This window comes from Nocardia sp. GP40, assembly GCF_050434125.1.
GTDB lineage: Bacteria > Actinomycetota > Actinomycetes > Mycobacteriales > Mycobacteriaceae > Nocardia > Nocardia albiluteola.
The window spans coordinates 663,787-687,199 of record NZ_JBNPVW010000002.1; the positions used below are offsets into that span (position 1 = coordinate 663,787).

The 23,413-nt window shown below is 67.8% G+C and carries 23 protein-coding genes and 2 pseudogenes; 10 read left to right on the plus strand and 15 right to left on the minus strand.

Annotated features, from left to right (window positions below; translation table 11 throughout):
- The first annotated feature begins 13 nt into the window (after window positions 1–13).
- Both ABH933_RS07635 and ABH933_RS07640 read left to right on the plus strand, forming a co-directional pair.
- Window positions 14–568 (plus strand): isochorismatase family cysteine hydrolase, encoded by a 555-nt coding sequence (locus ABH933_RS07635; protein ID WP_429455014.1) that lies wholly within the window; start codon window positions 14–16, stop codon window positions 566–568.
- A gap of 84 nt (window positions 569–652) precedes the next feature.
- On the plus strand, window positions 653–1,036 hold the full coding sequence (locus tag ABH933_RS07640) for a hypothetical protein (protein ID WP_429418662.1): 384 nt from the start codon (window positions 653–655) through the stop codon (window positions 1,034–1,036).
- Window positions 1,037–1,476: 440 nt separating this feature from the next.
- Here the strand turns inward: ABH933_RS07640 and dnaB are convergent, their stop codons facing one another.
- From dnaB to rpsF, 5 genes are all read right to left on the minus strand, one after another.
- On the minus strand, window positions 1,477–2,856 hold the full coding sequence (dnaB, locus tag ABH933_RS07645) for a replicative DNA helicase (protein ID WP_215914887.1): 1,380 nt from the start codon (window positions 2,854–2,856) through the stop codon (window positions 1,477–1,479).
- Window positions 2,857–3,551: 695 nt separating this feature from the next.
- On the minus strand, window positions 3,552–4,007 hold the full coding sequence (gene rplI, locus ABH933_RS07650) for a 50S ribosomal protein L9 (RefSeq protein WP_215914886.1): 456 nt from the start codon (window positions 4,005–4,007) through the stop codon (window positions 3,552–3,554).
- Between the two features lie 16 nt (window positions 4,008–4,023).
- Complete coding sequence (gene rpsR / locus ABH933_RS07655) at window positions 4,024–4,293, minus strand: 30S ribosomal protein S18 (RefSeq protein WP_215915825.1); 270 nt, start codon at window positions 4,291–4,293, stop codon at window positions 4,024–4,026.
- 59 nt (window positions 4,294–4,352) lie between these two features.
- Window positions 4,353–4,895, minus strand: a complete 543-nt coding sequence (locus ABH933_RS07660; protein ID WP_215914885.1) for a single-stranded DNA-binding protein — start codon at window positions 4,893–4,895, stop codon at window positions 4,353–4,355.
- Window positions 4,896–4,995: 100 nt separating this feature from the next.
- Window positions 4,996–5,286, minus strand: coding sequence for a 30S ribosomal protein S6 (gene rpsF, locus ABH933_RS07665; protein WP_429418665.1), 291 nt, complete (start codon window positions 5,284–5,286; stop codon window positions 4,996–4,998).
- A 193-nt stretch (window positions 5,287–5,479) separates the two neighbouring features.
- Between rpsF and ABH933_RS07670 the strand changes: the two genes are divergently transcribed.
- Window positions 5,480–6,889 (plus strand): hypothetical protein, encoded by a 1,410-nt coding sequence (locus ABH933_RS07670; RefSeq protein WP_429418667.1) that lies wholly within the window; start codon window positions 5,480–5,482, stop codon window positions 6,887–6,889.
- A gap of 31 nt (window positions 6,890–6,920) precedes the next feature.
- On the opposite strand, the gene ABH933_RS07675 is transcribed toward ABH933_RS07670, so the two are convergent.
- Window positions 6,921–7,151 (minus strand): hypothetical protein, encoded by a 231-nt coding sequence (locus ABH933_RS07675; RefSeq protein ID WP_429418669.1) that lies wholly within the window; start codon window positions 7,149–7,151, stop codon window positions 6,921–6,923.
- Between ABH933_RS07675 and ABH933_RS07680 the strand changes: the two are divergent.
- Window positions 7,129–7,638: pseudogene (locus ABH933_RS07680) on the plus strand (MFS transporter); the annotation flags it as partial. The gene ABH933_RS07675 and the pseudogene ABH933_RS07680 sit on opposite strands and share 23 nt — an antisense overlap.
- Window positions 7,639–7,793: 155 nt before the next feature.
- Here the strand turns inward: ABH933_RS07680 and ABH933_RS07685 are convergent.
- The 3 genes from ABH933_RS07685 to ABH933_RS07695 all read right to left on the minus strand — a co-directional run bounded on the left by ABH933_RS07685 (window position 7,794) and on the right by ABH933_RS07695 (window position 12,795).
- Window positions 7,794–9,395, minus strand: coding sequence for a glycosyltransferase family 87 protein (locus ABH933_RS07685; RefSeq protein WP_429419229.1), 1,602 nt, complete (start codon window positions 9,393–9,395; stop codon window positions 7,794–7,796).
- A gap of 98 nt (window positions 9,396–9,493) precedes the next feature.
- Window positions 9,494–12,130 carry a transglycosylase domain-containing protein gene (locus ABH933_RS07690; RefSeq protein ID WP_429418671.1) on the minus strand — a complete coding sequence of 879 codons (2,637 nt, stop codon included), beginning with the start codon at window positions 12,128–12,130 and terminating at the stop codon, window positions 9,494–9,496.
- Window positions 12,131–12,384: 254 nt separating this feature from the next.
- On the minus strand, window positions 12,385–12,795 hold the full coding sequence (locus ABH933_RS07695) for a DUF5318 domain-containing protein (protein ID WP_429418673.1): 411 nt from the start codon (window positions 12,793–12,795) through the stop codon (window positions 12,385–12,387).
- A 170-nt stretch (window positions 12,796–12,965) separates the two neighbouring features.
- Here ABH933_RS07695 and ABH933_RS07700 point away from each other — a divergent pair, with 170 nt between their 5' ends.
- The 3 genes from ABH933_RS07700 (at window position 12,966) to ABH933_RS07710 (ending at window position 15,164) form a co-directional block, all read left to right on the plus strand.
- The gene (locus tag ABH933_RS07700; RefSeq protein ID WP_215914879.1) at window positions 12,966–13,523 is read left to right on the plus strand and encodes a PadR family transcriptional regulator; all 558 of its coding nucleotides are present in this window, start codon (window positions 12,966–12,968) and stop codon (window positions 13,521–13,523) included.
- Window positions 13,516–14,625: an inositol-3-phosphate synthase gene (locus ABH933_RS07705; protein WP_429418675.1), complete on the plus strand. Its 1,110-nt coding sequence runs from the start codon at window positions 13,516–13,518 to the stop codon at window positions 14,623–14,625. The genes ABH933_RS07700 and ABH933_RS07705 overlap by 8 nt, the downstream gene beginning before the upstream one ends.
- A gap of 248 nt (window positions 14,626–14,873) precedes the next feature.
- Window positions 14,874–15,164 (plus strand): hypothetical protein, encoded by a 291-nt coding sequence (locus ABH933_RS07710; protein ID WP_429418677.1) that lies wholly within the window; start codon window positions 14,874–14,876, stop codon window positions 15,162–15,164.
- A gap of 79 nt (window positions 15,165–15,243) precedes the next feature.
- Here ABH933_RS07710 and ABH933_RS07715 read toward each other — a convergent pair whose 3' ends face one another.
- The 3 genes from ABH933_RS07715 to ABH933_RS07725 all read right to left on the minus strand — a co-directional run bounded on the left by ABH933_RS07715 (window position 15,244) and on the right by ABH933_RS07725 (window position 18,999).
- Window positions 15,244–15,675, minus strand: coding sequence for a GyrI-like domain-containing protein (locus ABH933_RS07715; protein ID WP_429418679.1), 432 nt, complete (start codon window positions 15,673–15,675; stop codon window positions 15,244–15,246).
- On the minus strand, window positions 15,672–16,124 hold the full coding sequence (locus tag ABH933_RS07720; RefSeq protein ID WP_429418681.1) for a GyrI-like domain-containing protein: 453 nt from the start codon (window positions 16,122–16,124) through the stop codon (window positions 15,672–15,674). Before ABH933_RS07720 ends, ABH933_RS07715 begins: the two co-directional genes overlap by 4 nt.
- Window positions 16,125–16,764: 640 nt before the next feature.
- A complete protein-coding gene (locus tag ABH933_RS07725; RefSeq protein ID WP_429418682.1) occupies window positions 16,765–18,999 on the minus strand; it encodes a transglycosylase domain-containing protein in 2,235 nt (744 codons plus the stop codon).
- Between the two features lie 720 nt (window positions 19,000–19,719).
- Between ABH933_RS07725 and ABH933_RS07730 the strand changes: the two genes are divergently transcribed.
- Window positions 19,720–20,295 carry an NUDIX domain-containing protein gene (locus ABH933_RS07730; protein ID WP_429418684.1) on the plus strand — a complete coding sequence of 192 codons (576 nt, stop codon included), beginning with the start codon at window positions 19,720–19,722 and terminating at the stop codon, window positions 20,293–20,295.
- A gap of 56 nt (window positions 20,296–20,351) precedes the next feature.
- Here ABH933_RS07730 and ABH933_RS07735 read toward each other — a convergent pair whose 3' ends face one another.
- Both ABH933_RS07735 and ABH933_RS07740 read right to left on the minus strand, forming a co-directional pair.
- On the minus strand, window positions 20,352–20,537 hold the full coding sequence (locus ABH933_RS07735; protein WP_429418685.1) for a hypothetical protein: 186 nt from the start codon (window positions 20,535–20,537) through the stop codon (window positions 20,352–20,354).
- Window positions 20,538–20,566: 29 nt separating this feature from the next.
- Window positions 20,567–20,839: pseudogene (locus ABH933_RS07740) on the minus strand (DUF1259 domain-containing protein); the annotation flags it as partial.
- A 13-nt stretch (window positions 20,840–20,852) separates the two neighbouring features.
- Here ABH933_RS07740 and ABH933_RS07745 point away from each other — a divergent pair.
- Together ABH933_RS07745 and ABH933_RS07750 are read left to right on the plus strand one after the other, a co-directional pair.
- Entirely contained in the window at window positions 20,853–21,422 is a 570-nt protein-coding gene (locus tag ABH933_RS07745) for a HAMP domain-containing protein (RefSeq protein WP_429418687.1), read from the plus strand.
- Window positions 21,423–21,526: 104 nt separating this feature from the next.
- Window positions 21,527–22,027, plus strand: a complete 501-nt coding sequence (locus ABH933_RS07750) for a sensor histidine kinase (protein ID WP_429418689.1) — start codon at window positions 21,527–21,529, stop codon at window positions 22,025–22,027.
- Between the two features lie 72 nt (window positions 22,028–22,099).
- On the opposite strand, the gene ABH933_RS07755 is transcribed toward ABH933_RS07750, so the two are convergent.
- Window positions 22,100–23,137: a YncE family protein gene (locus ABH933_RS07755; RefSeq protein WP_429418691.1), complete on the minus strand. Its 1,038-nt coding sequence runs from the start codon at window positions 23,135–23,137 to the stop codon at window positions 22,100–22,102.
- Window positions 23,138–23,413 lie beyond the last annotated feature (276 nt).

Below are 23,413 nucleotides of genomic sequence, written 5' to 3' on the forward strand. Positions count from 1 at the left end.
GAAGGAGATACCCATGCCCATCACCACTATCGACCCCCGCGCGGCTCTCATTGTCGTCGATCTCCAGTCCGCCGCCGTCCACATGCCTACGGTGCACCCGTTCGACTCGGTCCTGGCCAACGCGGCCAAGCTCGCTGACGCATTCCGGGCCGAACAACTCCCCGTCGTGCTGGTCAATGTCGCCGGCGGCGCCCCGGGCCGCACCGAACAGGGCTTTCGGGCCGGAGACCTGCCCGTCGACTGGACGGACCTGCTCCCGGAACTCGACCAGCAGCCCGGCGACAAGACGGTCACCAAGTACACCTGGGGCGCGTTCCACAACACCGACCTGGCCGAACACCTTCGGGAACTCGGGGTAACCCAGGTCGTGGTCTGCGGAATCTCGACCGCCATCGGCGTCGAGTCCACCGCCCGTCAGGCCCACGAGCACGGCTTCCACGTGGCGCTGCCGATCGACGCCATGACCGACCTTGACGCCGCGACGCACGACAACTCGATCGCGCGGATCTTCCCCAAGCTCGGGGAGACCGGGACCACCGACGAGGTCCTCGCCCACCTCGGCAAGTGATCTCCCGACCGTGTCACCAGTCCCGGATGACGCCCAGCGCCCCCTATTTCGAGGTGCACCTACATCTATCGAGGAGGAATTGTCATGAGGAAGATGACCTCTGCCGTCTGCATCGCCGCGCTGTCCGCGGCCGCCGCCACCGTCATCGCCGCGGGCTCGGCGAACGCGGCGACTCCCGTCACGCCGCCCGCCGCGGACCAGAACACCGTGAATGTATGGCTCGCCCCGGGTGTGCGGTACACCGGAAACACCGACGATCGCTCCGCGGTGCTGTCGACTCCGATCGGGACGCTCACCACCCAGGGCAATGCGTTGCAGGTCAAGGACGTAACGGGCCGAACGGTCTTCGGGCAGCGGGATTTCGCTACGCCCCCGAAGGCATCGACACTCCTTCCGGCCGAGTCGCCATGCAGTTCGGCCTGGCCACGGGCGTGGGAGCCATGGTCGGCGGCGTGGGCGGCGCGGTAATCGGCTGCCCGATCGGCGCTGTCACCGGCGGCGCGTTGTCGGCGGTCGTCCCTCCGGTCACACCGCTCGCCGCGGTCGGCGGCTGCATTCTCGGAGCGGGCGCCGTGGGTGGCGTGGGCGGGGTGAAATGTAAAGCGCGGGAAGGCCTTCGCCCGACCTGAGCGCCAGGCCGGGCGGAGCGGAGAACCGGGCGCCGCCAGATCTCTCAGCCTATGGTCGTCCGGCGGCGCTCCCCTTCTGGGGCTATCGGCGGGGCCAACGCACGGCGCAGACCCTCGTGCCCCGTGCCTCGTGTCTCGTGCCCCGTGCCACGGCGACCGTCGGCACCGGCCCCAAGAATGCTCGTTCGGTCACGAGGCCCATCGAGCGAAAGTAATTCGCGGGCAGGCGGCTTCGATCTCGGCAACCGCCATGGGCGGTGCCGTCGGCGCGACAAGATATCAGCCGCGCGCCATGTCGACGAAGCGGCTCAGATGCAGCTGGTGCGCCACGGTAATCGTCGCGGTGGGCCCATTTCGGTGTTTACCGAGAATGAGGTCCGCCTCGCCGCCGCGTGGATCATCCCGCTCGAACGCATCGGGCCGGTGCAGCAGGATCACCATATCCGCATCCTGCTCCAGCGATCCAGATTCACGCAGGTCAGAGACCATGGGGCGCTTATCGGTTCGCTGTTCTGGGCCACGGTTCAGCTGTGAGATCGCGACTACCGGAACCTCTAGTTCCTTGGCCAGAAGTTTGAGGCTTCGGGAGAATTCCGAGACCTCCTGCTGACGGGATTCGACCTTCTTGCCGGACGTCATCAGCTGGAGGTAGTCGACCACGACCAGCCGCAGATCGTGACGCTGCTTGAGCCGGCGCGCCTTGGCCCGGATCTCCATCATCGTCAGGTTCGGCGAATCGTCCACGAACAGCGGCGCCTCGCTGATCTCGCTCATCCGCCGCGCTAGCTTCGTCCAGTCGTCGTCGCTCATCCGCCCCGAGCGCATGTCGCCGAGCTTGATCTTCGCCTCCGCCGACAGCAGACGCATCACAATCTCGGTCTTGCTCATTTCCAGCGAGAAAATGACGCTGGCCAGCCCGTGCTTCACCGAGCAACTGCGCATGAAATCGAGTCCGAGGGTCGATTTGCCGACACCGGGACGCGCCGCGACGATGATCATCTGGCCGGGGTGCAGGCCGTTGGTGACTTCGTCGAGTTCGGTGAAGCCGGTGGGGACGCCGAGGGAGATGCCGCCGCGGCTGGCGATGGAGTCGATCTCGTCCATCGTCGGTTGCAGAAGTTCTTCCAGGGGCAGGAAGTCCTCGGACGAGCGGCGCTCGGTGACCTCGTAGATCTCGGCCTGGGCGCGGTCGACGACCTCCGCGACGTCTTGGCCGTCGGCCCCGGCGTAGCCGAACTGCACGATGCGGGTGCCGGCCTCCACCAGGCGGCGCAGGATCGCCTTCTCCGCAACGATTTCCGCGTAGTAGGAGGCATTGGCCGCGGTGGGGACGGTCTGGGTCAGGGTGACCAGATAGGGCGGGCCGCCGATGCGCTTGAGCTCGCCCCGGCGGTCCAGGGTGGCGGAGACGGTCACCGGGTCGGCGGGCTCGCCGCGGCCGTACAGGTCCAGGATGGCGTCGTAGACGGCCTGATGGGCCGGACGGTAGAAGTCGCCCGGGCGGATGACCTCCACGACGTCGGCGATGGCGTCCTTGCTCAGCAGCATGCCGCCCAGGACGGACTGCTCGGCGGCCATGTCGTGCGGGGGCTGGCGGCCGAAATCCTCGCCTGGCGTGTCGTCGTACTCCGAGTGTCCGCGATCATCGACGACTGCCACGAGACTCGACCGTCCTCTCTCATCACGCCCGGCTTGCACTCTATCGGTGACCCGTTTGTACGCCTGGGCACCGACACATTTTCACCTCCCCGCGACGGCGGGCACCAGTGCCGCGAGGGCGATGTGCGACGCCGCGGGGCGGACCATAGCAAACCGATGGTGCACGGTGCGGGGCCCGCGAAATCGCGCCGATCCGGGCGCCGGGTCACGACATCGGGATGAACCTATGGGACGGGGCTGGGGAGCACCAAACCGTGCTGTGCACACAGTTGTGGATAAACTGGGGATAGTTCACCTGCCGTTGTGCAACCCCTGTGCATTGCATGGGGAAAACGTGCAGGAGCTTACGTCGATAGCAAGGTAGGACGGCGGTTCTGTCGTTACTCACCTGTGGATTAATCAAGCCTCGGCGTGTCTTCCGAGATGAACAGCCGGGCGTGTTGGGTTAACAGTGCTCGCACCGACTATGGCGGCGGTCACAGTGCGACCGGTCGGTTCGTGAAGTTATCCCCATTCGATCCCGAATCATCCGAGGTCGAGACGATGCGATTGCCGCGCCGGAGTCTATGTCCGCGACCCGAGTGAAGCAAATCGTTAGCTAATTAGCGTGGTGACAGCCCAGAGCGCATTCGAAGGCCACCCCCGTACCCAGGCACGAGGGTGGCCTTCGAACGTCATACGCTATGCGCGCGAGTTCACTCCGCGGCGTCGACCAGCAGGGTGAACTTGGCGGCGACATCGGGGTGCAGGTGCACCACGACACCGTGCTTGCCGGTGCTCTTGATGTGCGCCTTCGGCAGTTCGATGCTGCGCTTGTCCAGCACCGGGCCGCCGGCGGCCTTGATGGCGCCCGCGATGTCGGCGGTGGTGACCGAGCCGAACAGCTTGCCGGTGCCCGCGGTCTTCACCGCGAGCGAGACCGACTCCAGGCCCTCGATGGCCTGCTTCAGCTCGTTGGCGTGATCGAGGTCGCGCACCTTGCGGGCGTCCTGCGCCCGGCGGATGCCCGCGACCTGCTTCTCCGCGCCACGGGTGGCAACGATCGCCAGGCCGCGCGGGAGCAGATAGTTACGGCCGTAGCCGTCCTTGACCTCCACGGTGTCGCCGGGGGCACCGAGGTTGTCGACATCAGCAGTCAGAATCAGCTTCATTGTGTGCCTCCCGTTCTCAGCGAGCCAAAGACACGTACGGCAGCAGCGCCACTTCGCGCGAGTTCTTCACCGCAATGGCGATGTCGCGCTGGTGCTGCACGCAGTTGCCGGTGACGCGGCGGGCGCGGATCTTGCCGCGGTCGCTCACGTACTTACGCAGCAGCGTCGTGTCTTTGTAGTCGATGGCGGCAACGTTCTTGCCGTCCTTGGCAGCAGCCTTGCTCTCCTTGCAGAAAGCGCAAGCCTTCTTCTTCAGCACCTTTTCGCGCGCCGGTGCTTTGGCCATGGTCTTCTTCTCCGTCATGCCTGGGAGCCACGCAACGTGGCCCCGTTATGTAAGCCGTTCTAGAACGGCGGTTCGTCGTCCATCGGGCCGCCTCCGAAGGAGCCGGCCGCGGGGGCGCTGCCCCAGGGGTCGTCGCCGCCGGCGCTTTGGCCGCCGCGGCTACCGCCACCACTGTTGGAGCCGCCGAAGCCCCCACCACCACCGGAGCCGCCGAAGCCTCCGCCGCCGCCACCACCGCGGGTGGTCTTGTTGACCTTCGCGGTGGCATAGCGCAGCGAGGGGCCGACCTCGTCGACCTCGAGCTCGACGACCGTGCGCTTCTCGCCCTCGCGGGTTTCGAAGGAGCGCTGCTTGAGTCGTCCGCTCACGATCACACGGGAACCGCGGGTCAGGCTCTCCGCGACATTCTCCGCAGCCTCACGCCAGATGTTGCAGCGCAGAAAAAGCGCCTCGCCGTCTTTCCATTCATTGGTATTACGGTCGAACACGCGGGGCGTCGATGCGACGGTGAAGTTGGCCACCGCCGCGCCCGCGGGCGTGAATCGAAGCTCGGGGTCTGCCGTCAAGTTTCCGATGACGGTGATGACCGTGTCGCCTGCCATGGTTCCTCCTGCTCTCCGGTGCAGATTGCGCACACTCGCCCTGTTGCGCTAGAGCCTAGAGACAGGCACCGACGCAAACGAGTGTTGCGGGGACAGGGAGCTACTTCTTGTCGCTGCGCAGCACCTTGGTGCGCAGAACCGACTCATTGAGCCCCAGCTGGCGGTCGAGCTCGCTCACGGTGGCAGGCTCGGCGGTCAGGTTGACGACCGCGTAGATGCCCTCGTTCTGCTTGGCGATTTCATAGGCCAGACGACGCCGGCCCCAGATGTCGACCTTGTCGACCTTGCCGCCCTCGGTCTTGACGACGTTCAGCATGGTGTCCAGATTCGGACCGACGACACGCTCATCCAGGCTCGGATCGAGAATGACCATCACTTCGTAATGACGCACGGGAACCCATCACCTCCTGTGGACTGGGTACGGCCACGGACGGTCCGTGGCAGGAGGGTCGTTGCGTCAGCAACCCGACAAGGCTACATGACCAGCGATTCGGTCGTGAAATCGATGGTGCGCTCGGGGCGCCGCGAACGCGCACGGACGACGATGCGGGCGCGGGCGGTCCCGGGCACCTAGGGTGGGGCCCATGTCGAAGGGTCCGGGAACGCGGGTGCGCCTGCCCGGGCCGGGCAGGGCGGCCGCCGCGACGGCGGTGCTGGTGTGCGGTGCGACCCTGGTGCTCGCCTATCTCAACAAGGCGCGCTGTGCGGGCGCGCCCTACCAGCCGAGCGGCCGCAGCATCGTCTTCGACAGGATCAAGGATTCGCAGGTCTGCTATTCCGACATCCAGTTCCTGTGGCTGGGCCGGGGTGTCAACCTGCACCTGTTTCCCTACCTGACCGGCGGCATCACCCCGACCGGGAAGCTGGTCGGCTCCGTGGTGGAGTATCCGGTGCTCACCGGGATGCTGATGTGGCTCGGCGGGGTGGGTGCGCACACCGACGCCGCGTTCCTGCTGCATTCGGCGCTGCTGCTGGCCCCGTTCGGGCTGGCCGTGGCGTGGATGCTGGGCCGGCTCTCGGGTCGGGCGGCGCTGCTGTGGGCGGGCGGGCCGCCGCTGGTGCTGTACGCCTTCCACAACTGGGAGTTGCCCGTCGTGTGCACCGCGGTGACGGCGGTGTATGTGGTCACCGTGCCGACCCGGTACTCGGTGCGGGCCCGTGGCGTGGTCGCCGCCGTGCTGCTCGGCATCGGCTGCTGCCTGAAGCTGTACCCGGGAATCTTCGTGCTGCCGTTGCTGATTCATGTGCTGGTGGGCGGCAGCGACGGGCTCGACGCCCTGGCGCACGCCCGCCGCGGCGCCTCGTCGCGGCGTTATGACGTACCGGGTGCGCTGGCGGTGGCCGGCGCCGCGATCGTCACGGTGGTGGCGATCAATCTGCCGTTCGCCGTGGCCGGGTACCGGGGATGGCGGGCCTCGTTCTCCTTCCAGGAGTCGCGTCAGGCCGACATCACCACGAATTCCGTCTGGTACTGGGGATTTCGGGCCGTGTTCGGCGCGGGCCATGGCGCGCAGGAGTCCTACACCGAGTCGGTGGCGATGTTGTCCCCGGTGCTGGTGCTGGCCGTGGGTGGGGTCGCGATCTGGCTGGGCTGGCGGCGCTACCAGGCCAGCGGGCTGTTCGGGTGGGTCGGTGTGAGCGGCGCGATGCTGTGCGGATTTCTGCTTTTCCACAAGGTGCACTCCCCGCAGTACACGTTGTGGCTGTTGCCCTTCCTGGTGCTGCTCGAGGTGCCGTGGGCGGCCGTCGTCGCGTATCTGGTGGCCGATGCCGCGGTCGGGATAGGCATCTTCCGGTACTTTCACGCCCTCGCCACCGACTCGGGGGTCGAATTTGCCCGGCATCTGGTGCAATTCGGCGTCTGGGGACGCGCGGTGCTGCTGGTGTACCTCTTCTACGCCTTCGTGTACGCGCCCCCGCGCGGCTCCCGCGCACTGCCGCCGCTGCCCGCCCCCAGCCGGGCCGACGACGAACTCGTGTCGATCACCTCGTGAGGATGCGCGCTGTGTTGTTGATTCGCTTCGCTCATGTGGGCAGGTGGACGCGCAGCAGCACCAGCGGTACCGGGCCTGGCGGGAGCTCCCAGGACTGCGCCGCGACCCACCGCGTCGCCAGCGCGTGCGGCTCGTCCGGACGGCGGCCCAGGCGCTCGAGCACCAGCGCGATATCCATGCGGCTCTCGGCGATCGAGGCCCGCAGCCGGGCGCTGCGGCCGAGCCGGACCTGAATTCGCCTGCCCGGAAACCGTTCTCGCAACCGCGCCACCAACTCGGTGAGCAGCAGGTCGGCGGCGTGGTTCGATCCGCGGCTGTTCGCCCGCCGGAGTTTTTCCGGCGCGATGCTGATGGCGCTGATCGGAATGGCCGCCGCCGGAGGCTATCTGTGGGTGATGACGTTCTATCTGCAGGACGCGCGCGGCCGCTCGGCCGCCGCGGCGGGGGTGTTCCTGCTGCCGGTGGCGGTCATGGTGTTCCTGGCGGCGCCGCTGTCGGGCCGCCTGACCGCTCGGTTCGGTCCGCGAATTCCCCTGACGGTCAGCGGTTTCGGCATCGCGACGGGCGCCGCGCTGCTGGTCGATCTCGCGGGCGGGACTCCCGGATGGCGGCTGATCGCGTCCTTCGTGCTCTTCGGCCTAGGCTTCGGCATGCTGAACGCGCCGATCACGGCGACGGCGGTGGCCGGCATGCCGGCCGAGCGGGCAGGGGTCGCCTCCGCGATCGCCTCGACCGGACGCCAGATCGGGCAGGCGCTGGGCGTTGCGATAGTCGGCGCGATCGTCGTCCCGGGCATCGGCGCGAACGTACCCGCCACGCTGCCCGGCGCCAGCGGTCCGGGATGGGCGGCGATCGCCGTGGGCGGGCTGCTGGTCGTGGCTCTGGCCTCGGCCGCCACCGAGCGCTACCGGGGTACGGGCAGCCGGGGCCGCAGCGCCGTGGGCAACCAGGGCAGCAGCGGGTCCGGTGCGCTGTCCAGCACGCCGCCGACCGGATCATCGACGCCGTTGCCGCGCACCAGATCCTCCTGCGGCCGGTAGATCTGCCGAACGATCAAGGCGCACAACCCGATGACCGTGAGATCGCGCAGCAGCACGGCGCCGGTGAACCACTGCTCCGGCACCCCCTTGTGGTCCACGCCCAGGTAGTAGTACATGCGGGGGAACCACACCAGCGCGTCGATCGTCATCCACGCCAGCAGGATTCGCCGATGGGGCAGCGCGAGCACCGCGATCGGGACGAGCCACAGCGAATACTGCGGGCTCCACACCTTGTTGGTGAGCAGGAACGCCGCGACCACCAGGAACGCCAGCTGTGCCACCCGTGGGCGGCGAGGGGCCGTCAGTGCGATGTAAGCGATTGCGGCACAGGCGGCGATGAACAGGATCAACGAGATCGCGTTCAGGGCCGTGGGGGTCTGCTCCGGCTGCAGCGGGCCGTCGAAGCCCGTCCAGCCGGCGAACGAGGTGATCACGTTGTAGATCGAGTCCGGGTCGGCCTGGCGCTGGGTGTTGAGCCGGAAGAACTCCCACCAACCGCGCGTGAACGGCATCGCGATCGGAAGATTCACCATCAGCCAGCTCGCCGCCGCCGCGACGACGGTCACCAGCGCCGCGCGCAGCGGGCTGACCCGGGCGCCCGCCAGATACTCGCGCACGGCCCCGGTGACGCCGATTCCCGGGCGCCGCAGCAGCGTTCGCAGCCCGGGCAGTCGTTGCCGGTCCGCGGTGCGCAGGCACAGCACCACGATCGGGCCCAGCAGCAGCAGCGGATACAGCTTTGCCGCCCCGCCCAATCCGAGCAGTACGCCCGCCAGCACCGGCCGCCGACGCACCCAGGCGAGCAGTCCGGTGGCGGCGAATGCGGTTGCCAGGGCATCGAAATTGGTGAAGATGTGGACCAGGACCAGCGGCGAGAGCGCGACCAGCGCGGCATCCCACACCCGTCGTCCGGCTAATTGCGTCGAGGCCCAGACCGTCACCAGCCAGGCCATCGCCAGGCCTACGACGCAGATGTTGAAGTACACCACCACCGGCAGCGCTCCGGGCAGCGGCAGCGAATCCCACGCCGTGCCGAGTTCCATCGCGACGTACTGGTAGAGACCCGACAGCACCGGATATTCCATGTACCGGGTGTGCGAGCGGCCGTCGGCGCCCACCTCGATCCACTGCTTCTTGTACGGGAACGCGCCCTCGTCCAGGCGCTCGGCGCCGTACAGCGGGACGGTGTCCGAATAGCACATCGCGACGTACTGACGGCCGTTGTTCCAGTCGAGTGTCAATCGGCCATCGGCGTTGGGGGTCTGCTGGATGCAGGCCGCCTTGCCCGCCCAGCCCAGCGTCAGGAACACCACCGCGAACGCGAGCATGACCCGCAACGGCGTCCAGAAGCGGGCCCGCCCGATCAGCGCGTGGTCGCCGACCGGGCCGCCGATGGCCGTCGACAGCTGTGCGGTGAGCGAATCGGTGCGGCTGGGCCGGTCACGCCAGCGGGCGGACCGGGGCACGGGCGCCGCCGGGGACGGATTTCCCGATGGGAACTCCGGAGATTCGCCCCCGGTGGTCGACGCCTGCGCTGGATGCTGCTCGAACACACCGACTGACGCTACCTGTTGTGGTTGGACGCGCTCGGATCAGGATCGTTGGTCACGCCCGGCTCCGCGGTGGTCGGCCAGACTCCGTCCGGTGCGACCGGCTGGCCGGACATCGGGCCCGCATCCGAGGGCTGCTGCTGGGGTTGCTGCTGTTGCGTATTCGGATTGGGCTGCAGGCCCGGCACCGGGATGCGCACGCCGGGAAGGATTTCCACCTGCGTCGGCGCGATCACCACCGGCGGCTGGTACGGCTCGGTGGTCGAGGGCGGGGTGTACGGCGCCGAGTACGGCGGCACACCGGCCTGCCCGCCGACCGGGTCCGGCTTCGGGAAGGACTCCTTCGGCGTGCCCTCGAGCGCGCCGTCCATGGTGTCCTTCCAGATGTCCGAGGGCAGACCGGAGCCGTACATGATGGCGCCGTTGGGCTTCTTCAGGGCGACACCCTGATCGGTACCCGCCCAGACAGCGGTCGACAGTGATGGGGTCAGGCCGATCATCCAGGCGTCGCGGTCCTGGCCGGTATCCCCGAGCTGGGTGGTACCGGTCTTGGACGCGGAGACCCGGCCGCCGGCCAGGTCGTGTTTGAACGACCAGTTGGCGATGGGCGCCATCGCGGCGATCACATTGTCGGCCACGGCCTTGGAGACGACCTGTTGACCGGCGTCTTGGGCGGTGTGGTCGAGCAGCACCTGACCGTCGGCGGCGACGACCTTCGTGACGAAATGCGGCTTGCGGTATAGGCCCTCGGCGCCGAGTGTGCCGTAGGCCGAGGCCATGTCGAGCGCGCGCACCCGGTACTGGCCCAGGATGATGCCGTCGTTGGGTCCGCTGCCGTCGTCCTCGGTCAGTGTTTTGCCCACTCCCGGAATGCTGTCCGGGATGCCGAGCTTGTGCGCCATATCGGCGATCATCTGCGGCCCGTTGGGACCCATGTCCAGCTCCATGCGGTAGAAGCTGGTGTTCAGCGACCGCTTGAGCGCCTCTGCGATAGTGCACACACCGCAGGTCTCACCCTCGGCGTTGGTGATCTTGATGCCGTGCACATCGAGCGGCGCACTGCTGTACATGGTCGACAGCGGCTTGCCGAGCTGCAGGTTCTCCGCCAGGCCGAATACCTTGGCGGTCGAACCGGTCATCAGGCCCGTATTGGCGTAGTCCAAGCCCACACCGTTGTCGCCACCGTAGTAGGCCTTCACTCCGCCGGTCTTCGGGTCGACCGACACCACGGCGATGCGGACCTCGGGCCGCTGACCCTGCATGTTCTTGTGCACCGAGTCGACCGCGGCCTGCTGCGCCTTCGCGTCGATGGTGGTGGTGATCTGCAGACCCTGGGTGTTGATCTGTGTATCGGAGATCCCCGCCGCGGCAAGCTCTGTCATGACCTGGCGCTTGATCAGGCCGTTGGGGCCGGAGTTGGGATCGTTCTTGTCGGCGGTCGCGGCCGAGGACTGCACCTTGGGGTACTGCATCTTCGCCCGCTGCGTCTGCGGCAGGTTGCCCATCGACACCATGCCGTCCAGGACGTAGTTCCAGCGCTGGACCGCGCCCTTGTAGTTGTTCTCCGGGTCCAGGCCGTAGGGCTCGTTGATGGTAGCGGCCAGCATCGCGCCCTCTTCGACGGTCAGGTCCTGGACCTTCTTGCCGAAGTAGGCCTGCGCGGCGGCGTTGATGCCGAAGGTGCCGCGCCCGAACGGAATCGTGTTCAGGTAGGCGGTGAGGATGTCGTCCTTGCTCCACTGCCGGGCCATCTTCGCGGAGATCACCAGCTCGCGCATCTTACGGGTCAGCGAGTGCTGATTACCGACCAGCGCGTTCTTGACGTACTGCTGGGTGATCGTCGAACCACCACCGGCGGTGGACTTTCCCATCAGGTTGTCGCGCACCGCGCGGGCGAAGCCGGAGATCGAGAAGCCCGGGTTGGTATAGAACGACCGGTCTTCCGCGGCGATGACGGCGTTGCGCACGTGCGGCGGGATCTGGTCGATCGACACGTCGGTGCGGTTGCCCTGGGGCGGAATGATCTTCGCGATCTGGGTGGTGCCGTCGGCGGCCAGGACCGTCGCAACCTGGGCGGTTTTGAGATCGCCGGGCTGGGGTACCTTCACCTGGGAGTACGCGATCAGGAAGACCGCGCTGGGGATCACCACAGCCAGGGCCACCAGTACGTACATGACCCGTCGCACGATCCTCCAGGGGGATTTCTTCTTGCCGCCCTTGGGCTTACGGCCACCGGGACCGTTCGAGCCGCCCCCGCCGCCGCGGCGGGGCGGCGGGCCGGAGGGCGGGCTTCCGTCCGCGGCGCGGTTGGCGCCGGTGATCGGCCCGGTCCGCGGGCGGCCCCCGCTGCCCGCGGGGCGCGGCCGAGTTCCCGAGCCGGACCGCTGATTTCGGTTCGCCATCGCCTCGCCCAGGCTGCCGGCCGGAATCTTCTTGGTGGCCCCGGACGACGGATTGGCGATCTTCTGGGTGGCCTGCGCCCCCGTGTCGGGGCGCGAACCGCCCGGCCGGCGCGGCGGTTGCCCGCCGGGGCCGCGCGGGGGCTGCCCGCCCGGGCCGCGCGGCGACTCCGGCGCGCGGAAGTCGCCCTGGCCCGGACCGTTGCGGCGCGGGCCGCCGGGCGCCTGTCCGCCCGGACGGGCCGGGGGCATCGGACGTCCACCCTGCGGTGATCCACCCGGGCGCGGCGGCGGATAGCCGCCTGACCCGGGTAGCGAGCCGCGGCCGGTGCGGCCGTCGGTCGGTCCATCATCGTAGGGCGAAGTCACAGTTCGAATCTCCATTACTCGAAACGGTCCGGGTAGCGGTCGCGCCGGGCTCGGTGGCTCCGGCCGCGATCGCCGCGGGCACGCCTGTGCTCCGCATCCAAGTCAATGTCATGCGCCTTCGGCGGCGGGCAATCCCATCACTCGGCGACTGTCCGGCGGGTGCCTGTGCGCCGACGTGTGGGCGCCGGTGGGTGGCCGAGCACGTAGGACTGGACAAGATGGTTCCAGCTGCAGCTCCGGCACACCTCTACCACGTGCACCGAGAACTCCTCGCGGGTCTCCGCCAGCCGGATCAGCTCCTCCGGTGCGCGGGCCGAGCCTGCGATCGGCCCCAGCCCGTCGCCGTAGACCCACGATACGAGAGTGAGCTGCTCCTTACGGCAGATGGGGCAGGTGACCTCACTGCCGCGCCCATGGAATTTCGCCGCCCGCAGCAGATAGGGATTCGCATCGCAGACCTCGGAGACGTCCACGCGGCCCGCATAGACATCGGCCAGCAGCGACCGGCGCCGAAGCGCATAGTCCACTACCTGCCGCTGAAGTCGCACGGCATCCAGAGTAGCGGGGCGGACCGACCGCGTCTCGGGGCTGTGCACCCGTCTTGGGCCTGCCACATCCGATGTACCGGCCACACCTGTCGAAAACTATATCGGCGCGATATAGTTTGTTATCGCATCCATCGGTTAGGTCTGCAGATAACACTCAGGAGGTGAGGCCCGTGCTCGAACTGGCGATTCTCGGGCTGCTCCTGGAGGCCCCCATGCACGGTTACGAGCTGCGCAAGCGGCTCACCGGTCTGCTCGGGCCGTTCCGGGCCTTCTCCTACGGTTCGCTCTACCCCACCCTGCGTCGCATGCAGGCCGACGGGCTGATCGCTGAGGAGTCCCTGGCCGGCGCGGTCACCCGGCGCGCGCGGCGGGTCTACCAGTTGACCGAGCCCGGCCGGGTGCGGTTCAGCGAGCTGCTCGCGGACACCGGGCCGCAGAACTACACCGACGATGGCTTCGGCGTTCACCTGGCCTTCTTCAGTCGCACCCCCGCCGAGGCGCGGATGCGAATCCTGGAGGGCCGGCGCCGGCAGGTCGAGGAGCGGCGTGAGGGGCTGCGGGAGGCGATCAAGCGGGCCAGCGGGACCCTGGATCGCTACACGCGCCAGCTCCACCAGCTCGGCTTGGAATCAAGCGAGCGCGAAGTGCGCTGGCTCAACGAGTTGATTGCCGCGGAGCAGTCAATGAAGGCGGCACCACAGAAAGAGGGAAATACCGGCCATGAGTGATGTCAACACGGCTGCACAGGCCACCACCGGCGGCGAGATCCGCGTGGCCATCGTTGGTGTGGGTAACTGCGCCTCCTCGCTGGTCCAGGGCGTGCAGTACTACAAGGACGCGGATCCGTCCGCGACGGTGCCGGGCCTCATGCACGTCAAGTTCGGTCCGTACCACGTCCGCGATGTGAAGTTCGTCGCCGCGTTCGATGTCGATGCCAAGAAGGTCGGATTCGATCTCTCGGACGCGATCTTCGCCAGCGAGAACAACACCATCAAGATCTCCGACGTGCCGCCGACCGGCATCACCGTGCAGCGCGGCCCGACCCTGGACGGCATCGGCAAGTACTACGCCGAGACCATCGAGCTGTCCGAGGCGGACGCGGTCGACGTGGTGCAGACGCTGAAGGACGCGAAGGTCGACGTCCTGGTCTCCTACCTTCCGGTCGGTTCGGAAGAGGCCGACAAGTTCTACGCGCAGTGTGCCATCGACGCCAATGTCGCATTTGTGAACGCACTGCCGGTCTTCATCGCCTCGGATCCGGTCTGGGCGCAGAAGTTCGTGGACGCGGGCGTGCCGATTGTCGGCGACGACATCAAGAGCCAGGTCGGCGCCACCATCACGCACCGGGTGATGGCCAAGCTGTTCGAGGACCGCGGCGTGCAGCTGGACCGCACCATGCAGCTCAACGTCGGCGGCAACATGGACTTCAAGAACATGCTCGAGCGCGAGCGCCTCGAGTCCAAGAAGATCTCCAAGACCCAGGCCGTCACCAGCAACCTGAAGAAGGAACTGGGCGCCAACGACGTGCACATCGGCCCGTCCGACCACGTCGGCTGGCTCGACGACCGCAAGTGGGCGTACGTGCGCCTCGAAGGCCGCGCCTTCGGTGACGTGCCGCTGAACCTGGAGTACAAGCTCGAGGTGTGGGATTCGCCGAACTCGGCCGGCATCATCATCGACGCCGTCCGCGCCGCCAAGATCGCCAAGGATCGCGGCATCGGTGGCCCCGTCATCCCGGCCTCGGCCTACCTGATGAAGTCCCCGCCGAAGCAGCTGGCGGACGATGTCGCCCGTACGCAGCTGGAGGCGTTCATCATCGGCGCCGAGTAGGCGCGCGGCAGCACACAGCACGCAGCACAGCCGGTCGGAGTCGCTCCGACCGGCTGCGGTGTTTCCAAATGAGTTGTGCGGCAAGGGAATTCGTGGGCCGACCGGTCGTTCGGGCGGATGCCGCGGCCGTCGGCGTTGTGTCGGCACGGACACACAACGAGTGTCGCCGGGGTGGCAGAGGATTTCGTTCCCGGACGGCACCATTGTTCTCACGTTGCCCGACAGAGCGAAACAACTTGGAGCACACCATGATCACCAGCATTCGTCGCGTTGCCACCGCCGTTGCCGCGGTCGCCGCCCTCGCCGCAGGCGGCGTCGGAATCGCCTCGGCCGGAATCGCCCTGGCCCCTGCGGCCTCGGCCGCCGAGGTCACCGCCCCCGTCCACACCGACTGGTCCCCGTTCTGCCTCTTCGACAGGAACTTCAACTGGCACTACTACAACTGGTGCGACAACAACTACTGGCACGGCGGCCACGACCGCGACTGGCGGGACTTCCACGACCGCAACCGGGACTACGACTTCGGCTGGCGCCGCTGATATCCCCCCGATGGTGGCCGCGCGACTGCCCTCGCGCGAGTGCCCCGGCAGCCTGCCCTGCCGGGGCGCCGTCGTGCGCTCAGTCGAGCGAGACGTAGACCTCGACGGACGTGGGCCCGGTGTAGCGCTCGATCTCGGCGCTGTGTGAGCGGGTGATGGTGCCCGCCGCCTCGGCCTTGGCGACCTTCGCCCACGCGGTGCGCAACAGGTCGTACGGCTTGTCGGACACCACGAACTTGGCGTAGCGCCCGGCCGGAATGCGAGTCATCACATCGCCGGTGTCCAGCTCGCCCAGCGCCGTCAGCTCGTAGCCGAGCACCGCGACCGCGTGGTCGTTCTGGCCGATATAGGCGGCCACGCGCCCGGCGTCCTTCTCCCGGGACAGGTACCGATCCCAGGTGAAGTTCACCAGATCCAGATCGCGGGCGGTAACCTCGCGCCCGGCCAGCGGCACGGTGAGCCCGCCGACCAGACTCCCTTCCAGGGTGACTATCTCGAAGTCCGTGCTCACGATTCCACCTCGTCCAGTGCCACGAAAACCTCGACCGTGTTCCGATCCGGATAGTGCTCGAAATCGCCGGTGTACGAGCGCACCAGTGCGCCCGCGGCCTCGAGATCCCACACCGCCCGCCAGACCGACACGATCGTGTCGCCCAGATTTTCACCGCTCCGCACGAAGCGCGCGAACCGGCCGCCGGGTATGCGGGCCAGCACATCACCGGGCAACAGATCGTCCAGGCCCTCGCAGCGATATCCGACGATATGCGTCAGGTAGGAGCCGATCTCCGGTGCGTGGTCGATGAATGCGCTCGCGGGTGGCCCGGGCAGCTTCCGTTTGAGGTTGTGCCGCCAGGCCTCCTCGACCTTCAGCCGCCGCGGGCCCTCGACCGCCAGCGCCGGGCTGCGCAGCACCGTGCCCGCGACCAGCGTCTCGTGGCGCTCGACGATATTGAAATCCACCGGTGTCGCCCCTATGCCTCGTGCTGTGTGACATGCCGTGCCGTAAACCGAACCGGCCCGGAACCCCACTCTGCCCCCAGCGGTGCCCGGGCCGGGGTGCTCGCCCCCCTGTACCGCCGGCGCAACCGGCCGAGTCGCTGGTCTTCCACTCTGCGCACATCCTCCCACCGACGTCGACAAACCCTGCAGCCACCCTAAGCTCTGTTTTATTGCCTCCGCTTCGCTACGGCTGTTTTTCGGCGCACAGGACCCACCCACCCCGCCGCCCCGCAAGCTCCGCCGGCTCACCATCCCCGGATGGGCTCGTCGTTCGGGCACCGCTGCTCGCTCCTTCGTTCCATGCGCAGCGGCACCCGAACGACGAGCCGCGTCGAAAAACCTGCAGGTCCACTTGCTATGCCTATCGCTTCGCGGGCGAGTCCCAGCCGGACGGAGGCGCTTCGCCGCTGGGCGCGTCGGTGGTTGCGTAATCGGGCCGTCGTCGCGGCGCAGTGGCACCCGAATGACGGGCCGCGTCGAAAGACCTGCGGGTCTACGTGCTCAGCCTGTCGCTTCGCGGCGAGTCCCAGCCGGACGGAGGCGCTTCGCCGCTGGGCGCGTCGGTGGTTGCGTAATCGGGCCATCGCGGGAGGCCGTGTGCTCACCTGGGGACGGGGACGCTGAGGCCCGGGAAGATCTCCACCTGCTTCGGAGGCGCCGGACCGGGTGGCGGGGGCGGTGGGGTGATCACGACGGCCGGGGGAGGCGTGGGTGGGGCCAGGACGTCGAAGGGGCCCTGTGATTGCTGGGCGGGGGCGGGCGCGGCGATGAACGGGCCCTGGCTGGCCGAGGAGGGCGGTACCGGGAACTGTTCGACCGGGGTGCCGCGCAGGGCGCCGTCCATCGTGTGCTTCCAGATGTCCGAGGGCAGCCCCGAGCCGTAGATCGGGGCCCCGCGCGCGGTCCGGATCGGCTCGGACTGGGCGGTGCCGATCCACACCGCCGTCGACAGCGACGGGGTGAATCCGATCATCCAGGCGTCCTTGTCGGCCCCGGTATTGCCCAGCTGGGTGGTGCCCGTCTTGGCGGCGGCGGGCCGGCCGGCCAGGGCGTGCCCGTCCGAATACGCCGGGATGGGCAGCATCGCCGAGATCGTGGTGTTGGCCGCGGCGGCCGGAATCCGCTGCTGCGAGGGCAATTGGCCCTGGCCGGGCACCCCGCGATCCAGCAGCACCCGGCCGTCGCCGGTCACCACGCGCTGGACGAAATACGGCGGCCGGTAGACCCCCGATGCCGCGATCGTGGCATACGCCGAGGCCATATCGATGGGCCGCACCGAATACACGCCCAGCACGATCGCCGGTGCGGGCGGACCGCCGGGCTCGGACAGGCTGGTACCGGCCACGCCCGGAATCTGGTCGGGTATCCCGGCCTGGTGTGCGGCATCGGCGATCGCCCCGGGGCCGACGGTTTCGGACAGGCGCATGAAGCTGGTGTTCAGCGAGCGTTTGAACGCCTCGGCGAGCGAACAGGTTCCACAGAATTCGCCCTCGACGTTGGTGATCTTGACCCCGTTCACCGTCAGCGGCGAGCTGTCGATCGGGTACGACAGTGTGATGCCCTGCTGCAGCGCGGCCAGCACGGCGAAGGTCTTGAAGGACGAACCGGTCTGCAAGGGCGCCTGCGCGAAATCGAAACCCACGCCGTCCTGGCCGCCGTAGTAGGCGCGCACCGCACCCGAGCGCGGGTCGATCGAGACCACCGCGGAGCGCAGCTGCGACGGCTGGGAGTCCAGGGTGTTGTGCACGGCATCCAGGGCGGCCTGCTGGGCGCGCGGGTCGATCGTCGTCATGATGTTCAGCGCACCGGTATTGATCTCCTGCTCGCTGACCCCGGCCTCGCGCAGCTCGGCCAGCACCTGCGTGCGGATCAGGCCGTTCGGGTCGTGTGCGGCATCGTCGGCCAGCACGGTGACCGGCACGACGGAGGGAAAGGTCACCGTCTTACGGTCCTTCGCCGTGAGCGTGCCCATCGTGACCATGCCGTCGAGCACGTAGTTCCAGCGCGACTGCAGCTGCGGCATATGGGTTTCCGGATCCAGGATCGACGGCGAGCGGATCACCGACGCCAGCACCGCGCCCTCGGCCAGGGTCAGCTGCGGGACCGCCTTGCCGAAGTACGCCCGGGCCGCCGCGGCGATGCCGTAGGCCCCGCGGCCGTAGTAGATCGTGTTGAGGTAGGCGGCCAGGATGTCGTCCTTGCTCCACTGCCGCGCCATCTTCGCCGAGATGACCAGCTCGCGCATCTTGCGCGAGAGCGTGCGCTGCGAGCTCAGGAAGGCATTCTTGACGTACTGCTGGGTGATGGTGGACCCGCCGCCCGCGTCGTCGCGCCCGAGCAGATTGTCGCGGGCCGCGCGCAGGAAGGCCTGGGTCGAGTAGCCAGGGTTGCTGTAGAAGGTGCGGTCCTCGGCCGAGACCACCGCGTCGCGGACCGCCACGGGCACCTCCGAGAGCGGAACCGGCGTCCGGTTGCCCTCGGGCGGAACGATTTTCGCCAGCACCGTGGTGCCGTCGGCGGCGATGATGGTGGCGATCTGCTGGGACTGTACCGCCGAGGGATTCGGCACCTCGGCACTCCAGTACGCCAGGACCAGCACCAACGAGGGGATGCCGACGAAGATGATGAACAGCGCCAGCAGCAGCCGCCGGATGCGCTGGGCGCGGGTGCGCGGCGGGCGCTCGTGCGCGGGCTCGGACCCGTCGGGCCGCGGACGGCGGCGCGGCCTACCCGGCGCCGCGTGCTGATGACGCGACCGCCCCCCGATGAGCTCGTTCCACCCGGCGATCGAGGCATACGGCGCCGGTCGCCGCTTGCGGATCGAGCTCACGATCATCTCCTCCCGGGAGAGTCGGCCAACTGCACGAACAGCGATCAACCACCACGCGAAAAACAGATCGAAAATAAGACTACGGCGAACTCAACCCCTGTCGCGCCCCTGTGAGCCGGATGTTATCACCGCGATCCGACACCGCACACGGCTGTTTCAACACCGCCGGCCGCCTTCTCGGATCTCGCCGCACCTACTCGTGCGGTGCCGAGGCGACAGCTGATTTCGTGAGCACATGGGTATCTCCATGCAATCACGGAGACCTAGCGCGCGGTTGGTGTCGTTGTCGACGACCGGCGGTGTCGAGTTGCGTTGGCCGTATTGGTCCTCTGAACTGGTGATTCGTCGAAATCTGGCCCGATCCGGCATGTGATATCAAACGCTAGCGTTGGAGGCCGTTAGGGTCGTTGACTGGCGTCAGCCATTAAATGGCGGGATTGATGGCGACCGGCGGTCGTCGACAACCTGTCGCTTGTCAACAGGGGCGTGCCCGGGGGATGTCAGTCTGCGGCCGTCTGGCCAATGTGAGGTGTGCCGGTGTCGAGGCCAGCTCGGAGGTCTAGGGCCTGTACACCGGCGGCCAGCTTGCTCGCCACGCGTTCGAGCTGGTCCTGGCGGCCACCGCGCGGGGGGATTGATATGCCCTTGTTCGAGCATGCGTAGGGCCTACCGTCCCGGGACGCTCGTGATCGGGTCTGTCGTAGGCCGGGTGTAACGTCCGCCCGCATGGGGCCTGCCACCGCTGTCGTTGCGGACATCGTTGCCGGAATCGCGCCGTTCGATGATCTCGAACGGCGGCATATCGCAATGACTTTGGATTGGCTCGGATCGACCGATGACATCTTCCGCCGCGCCAAACCTGCGACACCCTCACCGCATCTGGTCGCTTATGTGGTTCTCATCGACCCTGGGGAACGGGGAATCTATCTAGGACGGCACCTCAAGGCCGGCCTGCATCTGCCGATGGGTGGACATGTCGAGCCCAATGAGCATCCACTCACAGCCGCGCGTCGCGAGATCGTCGAGGAACTCGGCATCGAACCCATATTTGACCTGGTCGGCCAGGCCCCACTGTTCCTCACACGAACCACCACAGTCGGCCAGACCGCCGGGCACATCGATGTGTCCCTGTGGTTCGCAATCGGTGGCGAACGTGCCCACCAGTATCCGCTGGATCCGAACGAGTTCGACGGTGGCTTGTGGTGGGATCTTGACCCGTACGGACTTCCCGCGACCGATCCGCATCTTCCTCGATTCATTCGCAAACTCGACAGCGTCCTGACTCCAACGGCACTGTCTTAACCGGTAACCCGGGCTATTGAAGTGTGCTGAATGCTCGGGCGGTCGGCTTTCGGCCATCAGATGGTGATGACGTTGACCGCGAGGCTGGTGAGTACGGCCAGGGCGCGGGTTTGGTTGAAGCGGTGTCGGTCGGCCGGCGGCCGCACGGCCGCGCATATGGACACGAACAGGTAGGTGAGGACTGGTGCGAGCCAGTCGTTGGCGGAGAAGCCGGGTAGGCCGTCGTTGTTGAGTTGGGGCATGTTGGCGCTGGTGCGCCTGCTTTGGCGAGGGTGACGGCGTCGTCGTGGGCCCAGTAGTGCAGGTAGAACAGGCGTGGGTCGTCGGTGAGGGAGTGGTTGTGCACCTCCACGATCGAAATGCCGCCCTTGCGTAGTGCTTCGATCACCGGGTTGACTTCTGGGCCGGTCAAGGCGAAGTCGCCGTTGATGGCGGCTTTGCCGCCGCCGGTGGGTTGGAAGTTGATTCCGGTGGTGTCACCGAAGGTTGGGGGCACGACGTGCCGGTCGTCGAGGATGGTTTCGGCGCGGGCGAGGGGGTTGCGCCCGCTCGCGGCCGTGACCGATCCGACCCTACCGGGGCCGAGTCAGGACACCGCCGTCCAAATCCTGACCGGCACAGGGCAGGTCATCGCATCCACCCAGGAACCCTCCGGCCCGCCGGTGCTCTCGCCCGGTGAGCTCGAGCAAGCCCGGCATCGCACCGTGATCCTCGACCGGCCTGCGGCCGGTGGTCTGGCCGGTCCGGTCCGGCTGGCCGCCGCCGAGGCGGGCGGCGACCGGATCGTGGTGGTGGCCCAAAGCCTGGCGGACCGGGACGCCGCGGTCGCGGACTTGTCTCGCGAGCTGGCCGTGGCGTTCCCGCTGGTGCTCATCGCCGCCGCGGCCGGTGCGTACCTGCTGGCGATGGCGGCGCTGCGGCCGGTGGAACGCATGCGTGCCCGCGCGGCGGGTATCACCGAAGCCGATCCGGCCGCGCGGCTGCCGGTTCCACCCGCTCATGATGAAATCTCCCGGCTGGGAACCACATTCAACGATCTGCTGACACGTTTGCACGAGGCGGTAGACCGGGAGCGGCGGTTCGTCGCCGACGCCGGACACGAACTACGCACCCCCTGGGGTTGCTGACCACCGAACTCGCGCTGCGCCGCCCACGCAGCAACGCTGAGCTCACCGACGCGTTGCGGTCCGCGCTCGACGAGGTCTAGCGCCTGTCACGTCTGGCGCGGGGGATGCTCGCGGCTACGACCGGCGGACCCCGCGACCTGGGCACCGTGCTGCCCACGGTCGATGTGTGGGAGCTGCTGGGCACGGTGATCGCCCGCCACGGCGCGAACACCCACGACATCACCGTGGACTGCCCTGCCACCGTGACTGTTCGCGCGGACCCCGACGATTTGGATCGCATCGTGACCAACCTGCTCGACAATGCCCTCACCCACGGTGGGCCGCCGGTCGATATTCGCCTCACCGGCACCCGTACCGGCTCGGTGGACATCCGGGTACGCGATCACGGTCGTGGTATGGACCCCAGCTTCCTGCCTCATGCGTTCGAGCGGTTCACCCGCGCCGACACCGCCCTCACCCGCGGCGGCAGCGGGCTGGGCCTGGCGATCGTGCGAACCCTCGCGGCGCGCAACCACGCCACCGTCACCGCCGCCAACCACCCCGACGGCGGACTCGAGATGACCATAACCCTGTCCTCACCGCCGGACCCAGGGCAACCGGCATAGCCGGCGTGACACCAGAGTTGTTCCCGGACAACCTATTTCGCAGTGTCCGGCCGGTCGTGCAGTCGAGGCGGGTCAGCTGGTGGGTTCGAATTCCCGCAGGACCGGTCCGCCGGTGGAGCCCTTCGGGATCGGGAAATAGCTGTGGTGGGTGAGCGGATCCAGCGCGAGGGTGTGCGCGCCGTCGGCCAGATGCCTGGACCCTGCGGCGACAGTGTGCCCCGCACGCCGATCGAACACGCTCACCCAGCCACTTTCGGTGGCCACGTACACCCGGTGCGCGGACTGGTCGTACACCAGCACATCCGGTGTCTCGCCGACCTTGCCCAGGTCGCCGGCCGTGTGGTGGATCAGATCCACAGTGAGCACGCTGGCGTTGGCTTCGCAGCCGACGAACATCACGTTCTCAACCGCGTCCAGTGCCTGACCATGCGGATGATCGCAACCCGGCATCGGAATCCGTTCGGTCACAGCGAAATCCGCGGGATCGATCACTGCGAGGTCGTTCTCTCCTTGCACCGCGACCACCATCGTGTCGGCCGATCGGTCGTAGACGACGTTGCCGACCTCACCACCGAGGCGCACCGTGGCGCGCACCGCCCCGGTGTCGGCGTCGATGACGGTCTCGGTGCCCGCGTGCTCGTTGGTCGTCCACACCGTGTTGCGGATCGGGTCGTAGGCCAGCCCGTCGGGATAGGTGTCCGTCGGCGCGGTGTACAGCACCGCCCCGGTGATCTCGTCGAGCGCGACCAGCTGGTTGCGGCCCGTCACGCTCGCATACATCCGGCCCTTGGGTGGCACGACGATCACCCCGTGCACATCCGGCAGATCACCAACGGTGCGCACCACCGCATGGGCGTGCACGTCGACCTCGACGAGCTCACCGGCACCCATGTGCGCGGCGAACAACAACCCCCGCCCAGCATCCAGCACGGTGTAGTCGAACCGCACGGGCGCCCCGGGCAGCACCACCTCGCCGACCTGCCGCACCGGCAACGCGCCGGTGTCCGGCGGCGCGAGCGAGGTGGAGCATCCGGCGACCGTCGCTGCGAGGACACGACGACCGGCACGATCGTGCGTGTGCGCACCCGCCACCTCCTCGACAGACTGCAACCGTGGTTACGAGTCTAGGATCAGCGGTCTGAACGACAGCCTGACGATCACGGATCGTCCCGACTCCCAGTCGCCGTGTCCGCTGTTGGCGCTCCCAGCCGTACAGCATCGCCTCGAGCACACGTTTTCCCGGATGTAGCAGTTGCCACGCCCGAAACCAGCTCCAGCCGAAGCGATCCCGGCGACAGGTCACCACCCCGGACCATCCACAACCTCCATCATCAGACGAAGGAATCATGCATCAAACGAAAGATCAGCACATCCGTGCAGGTTATT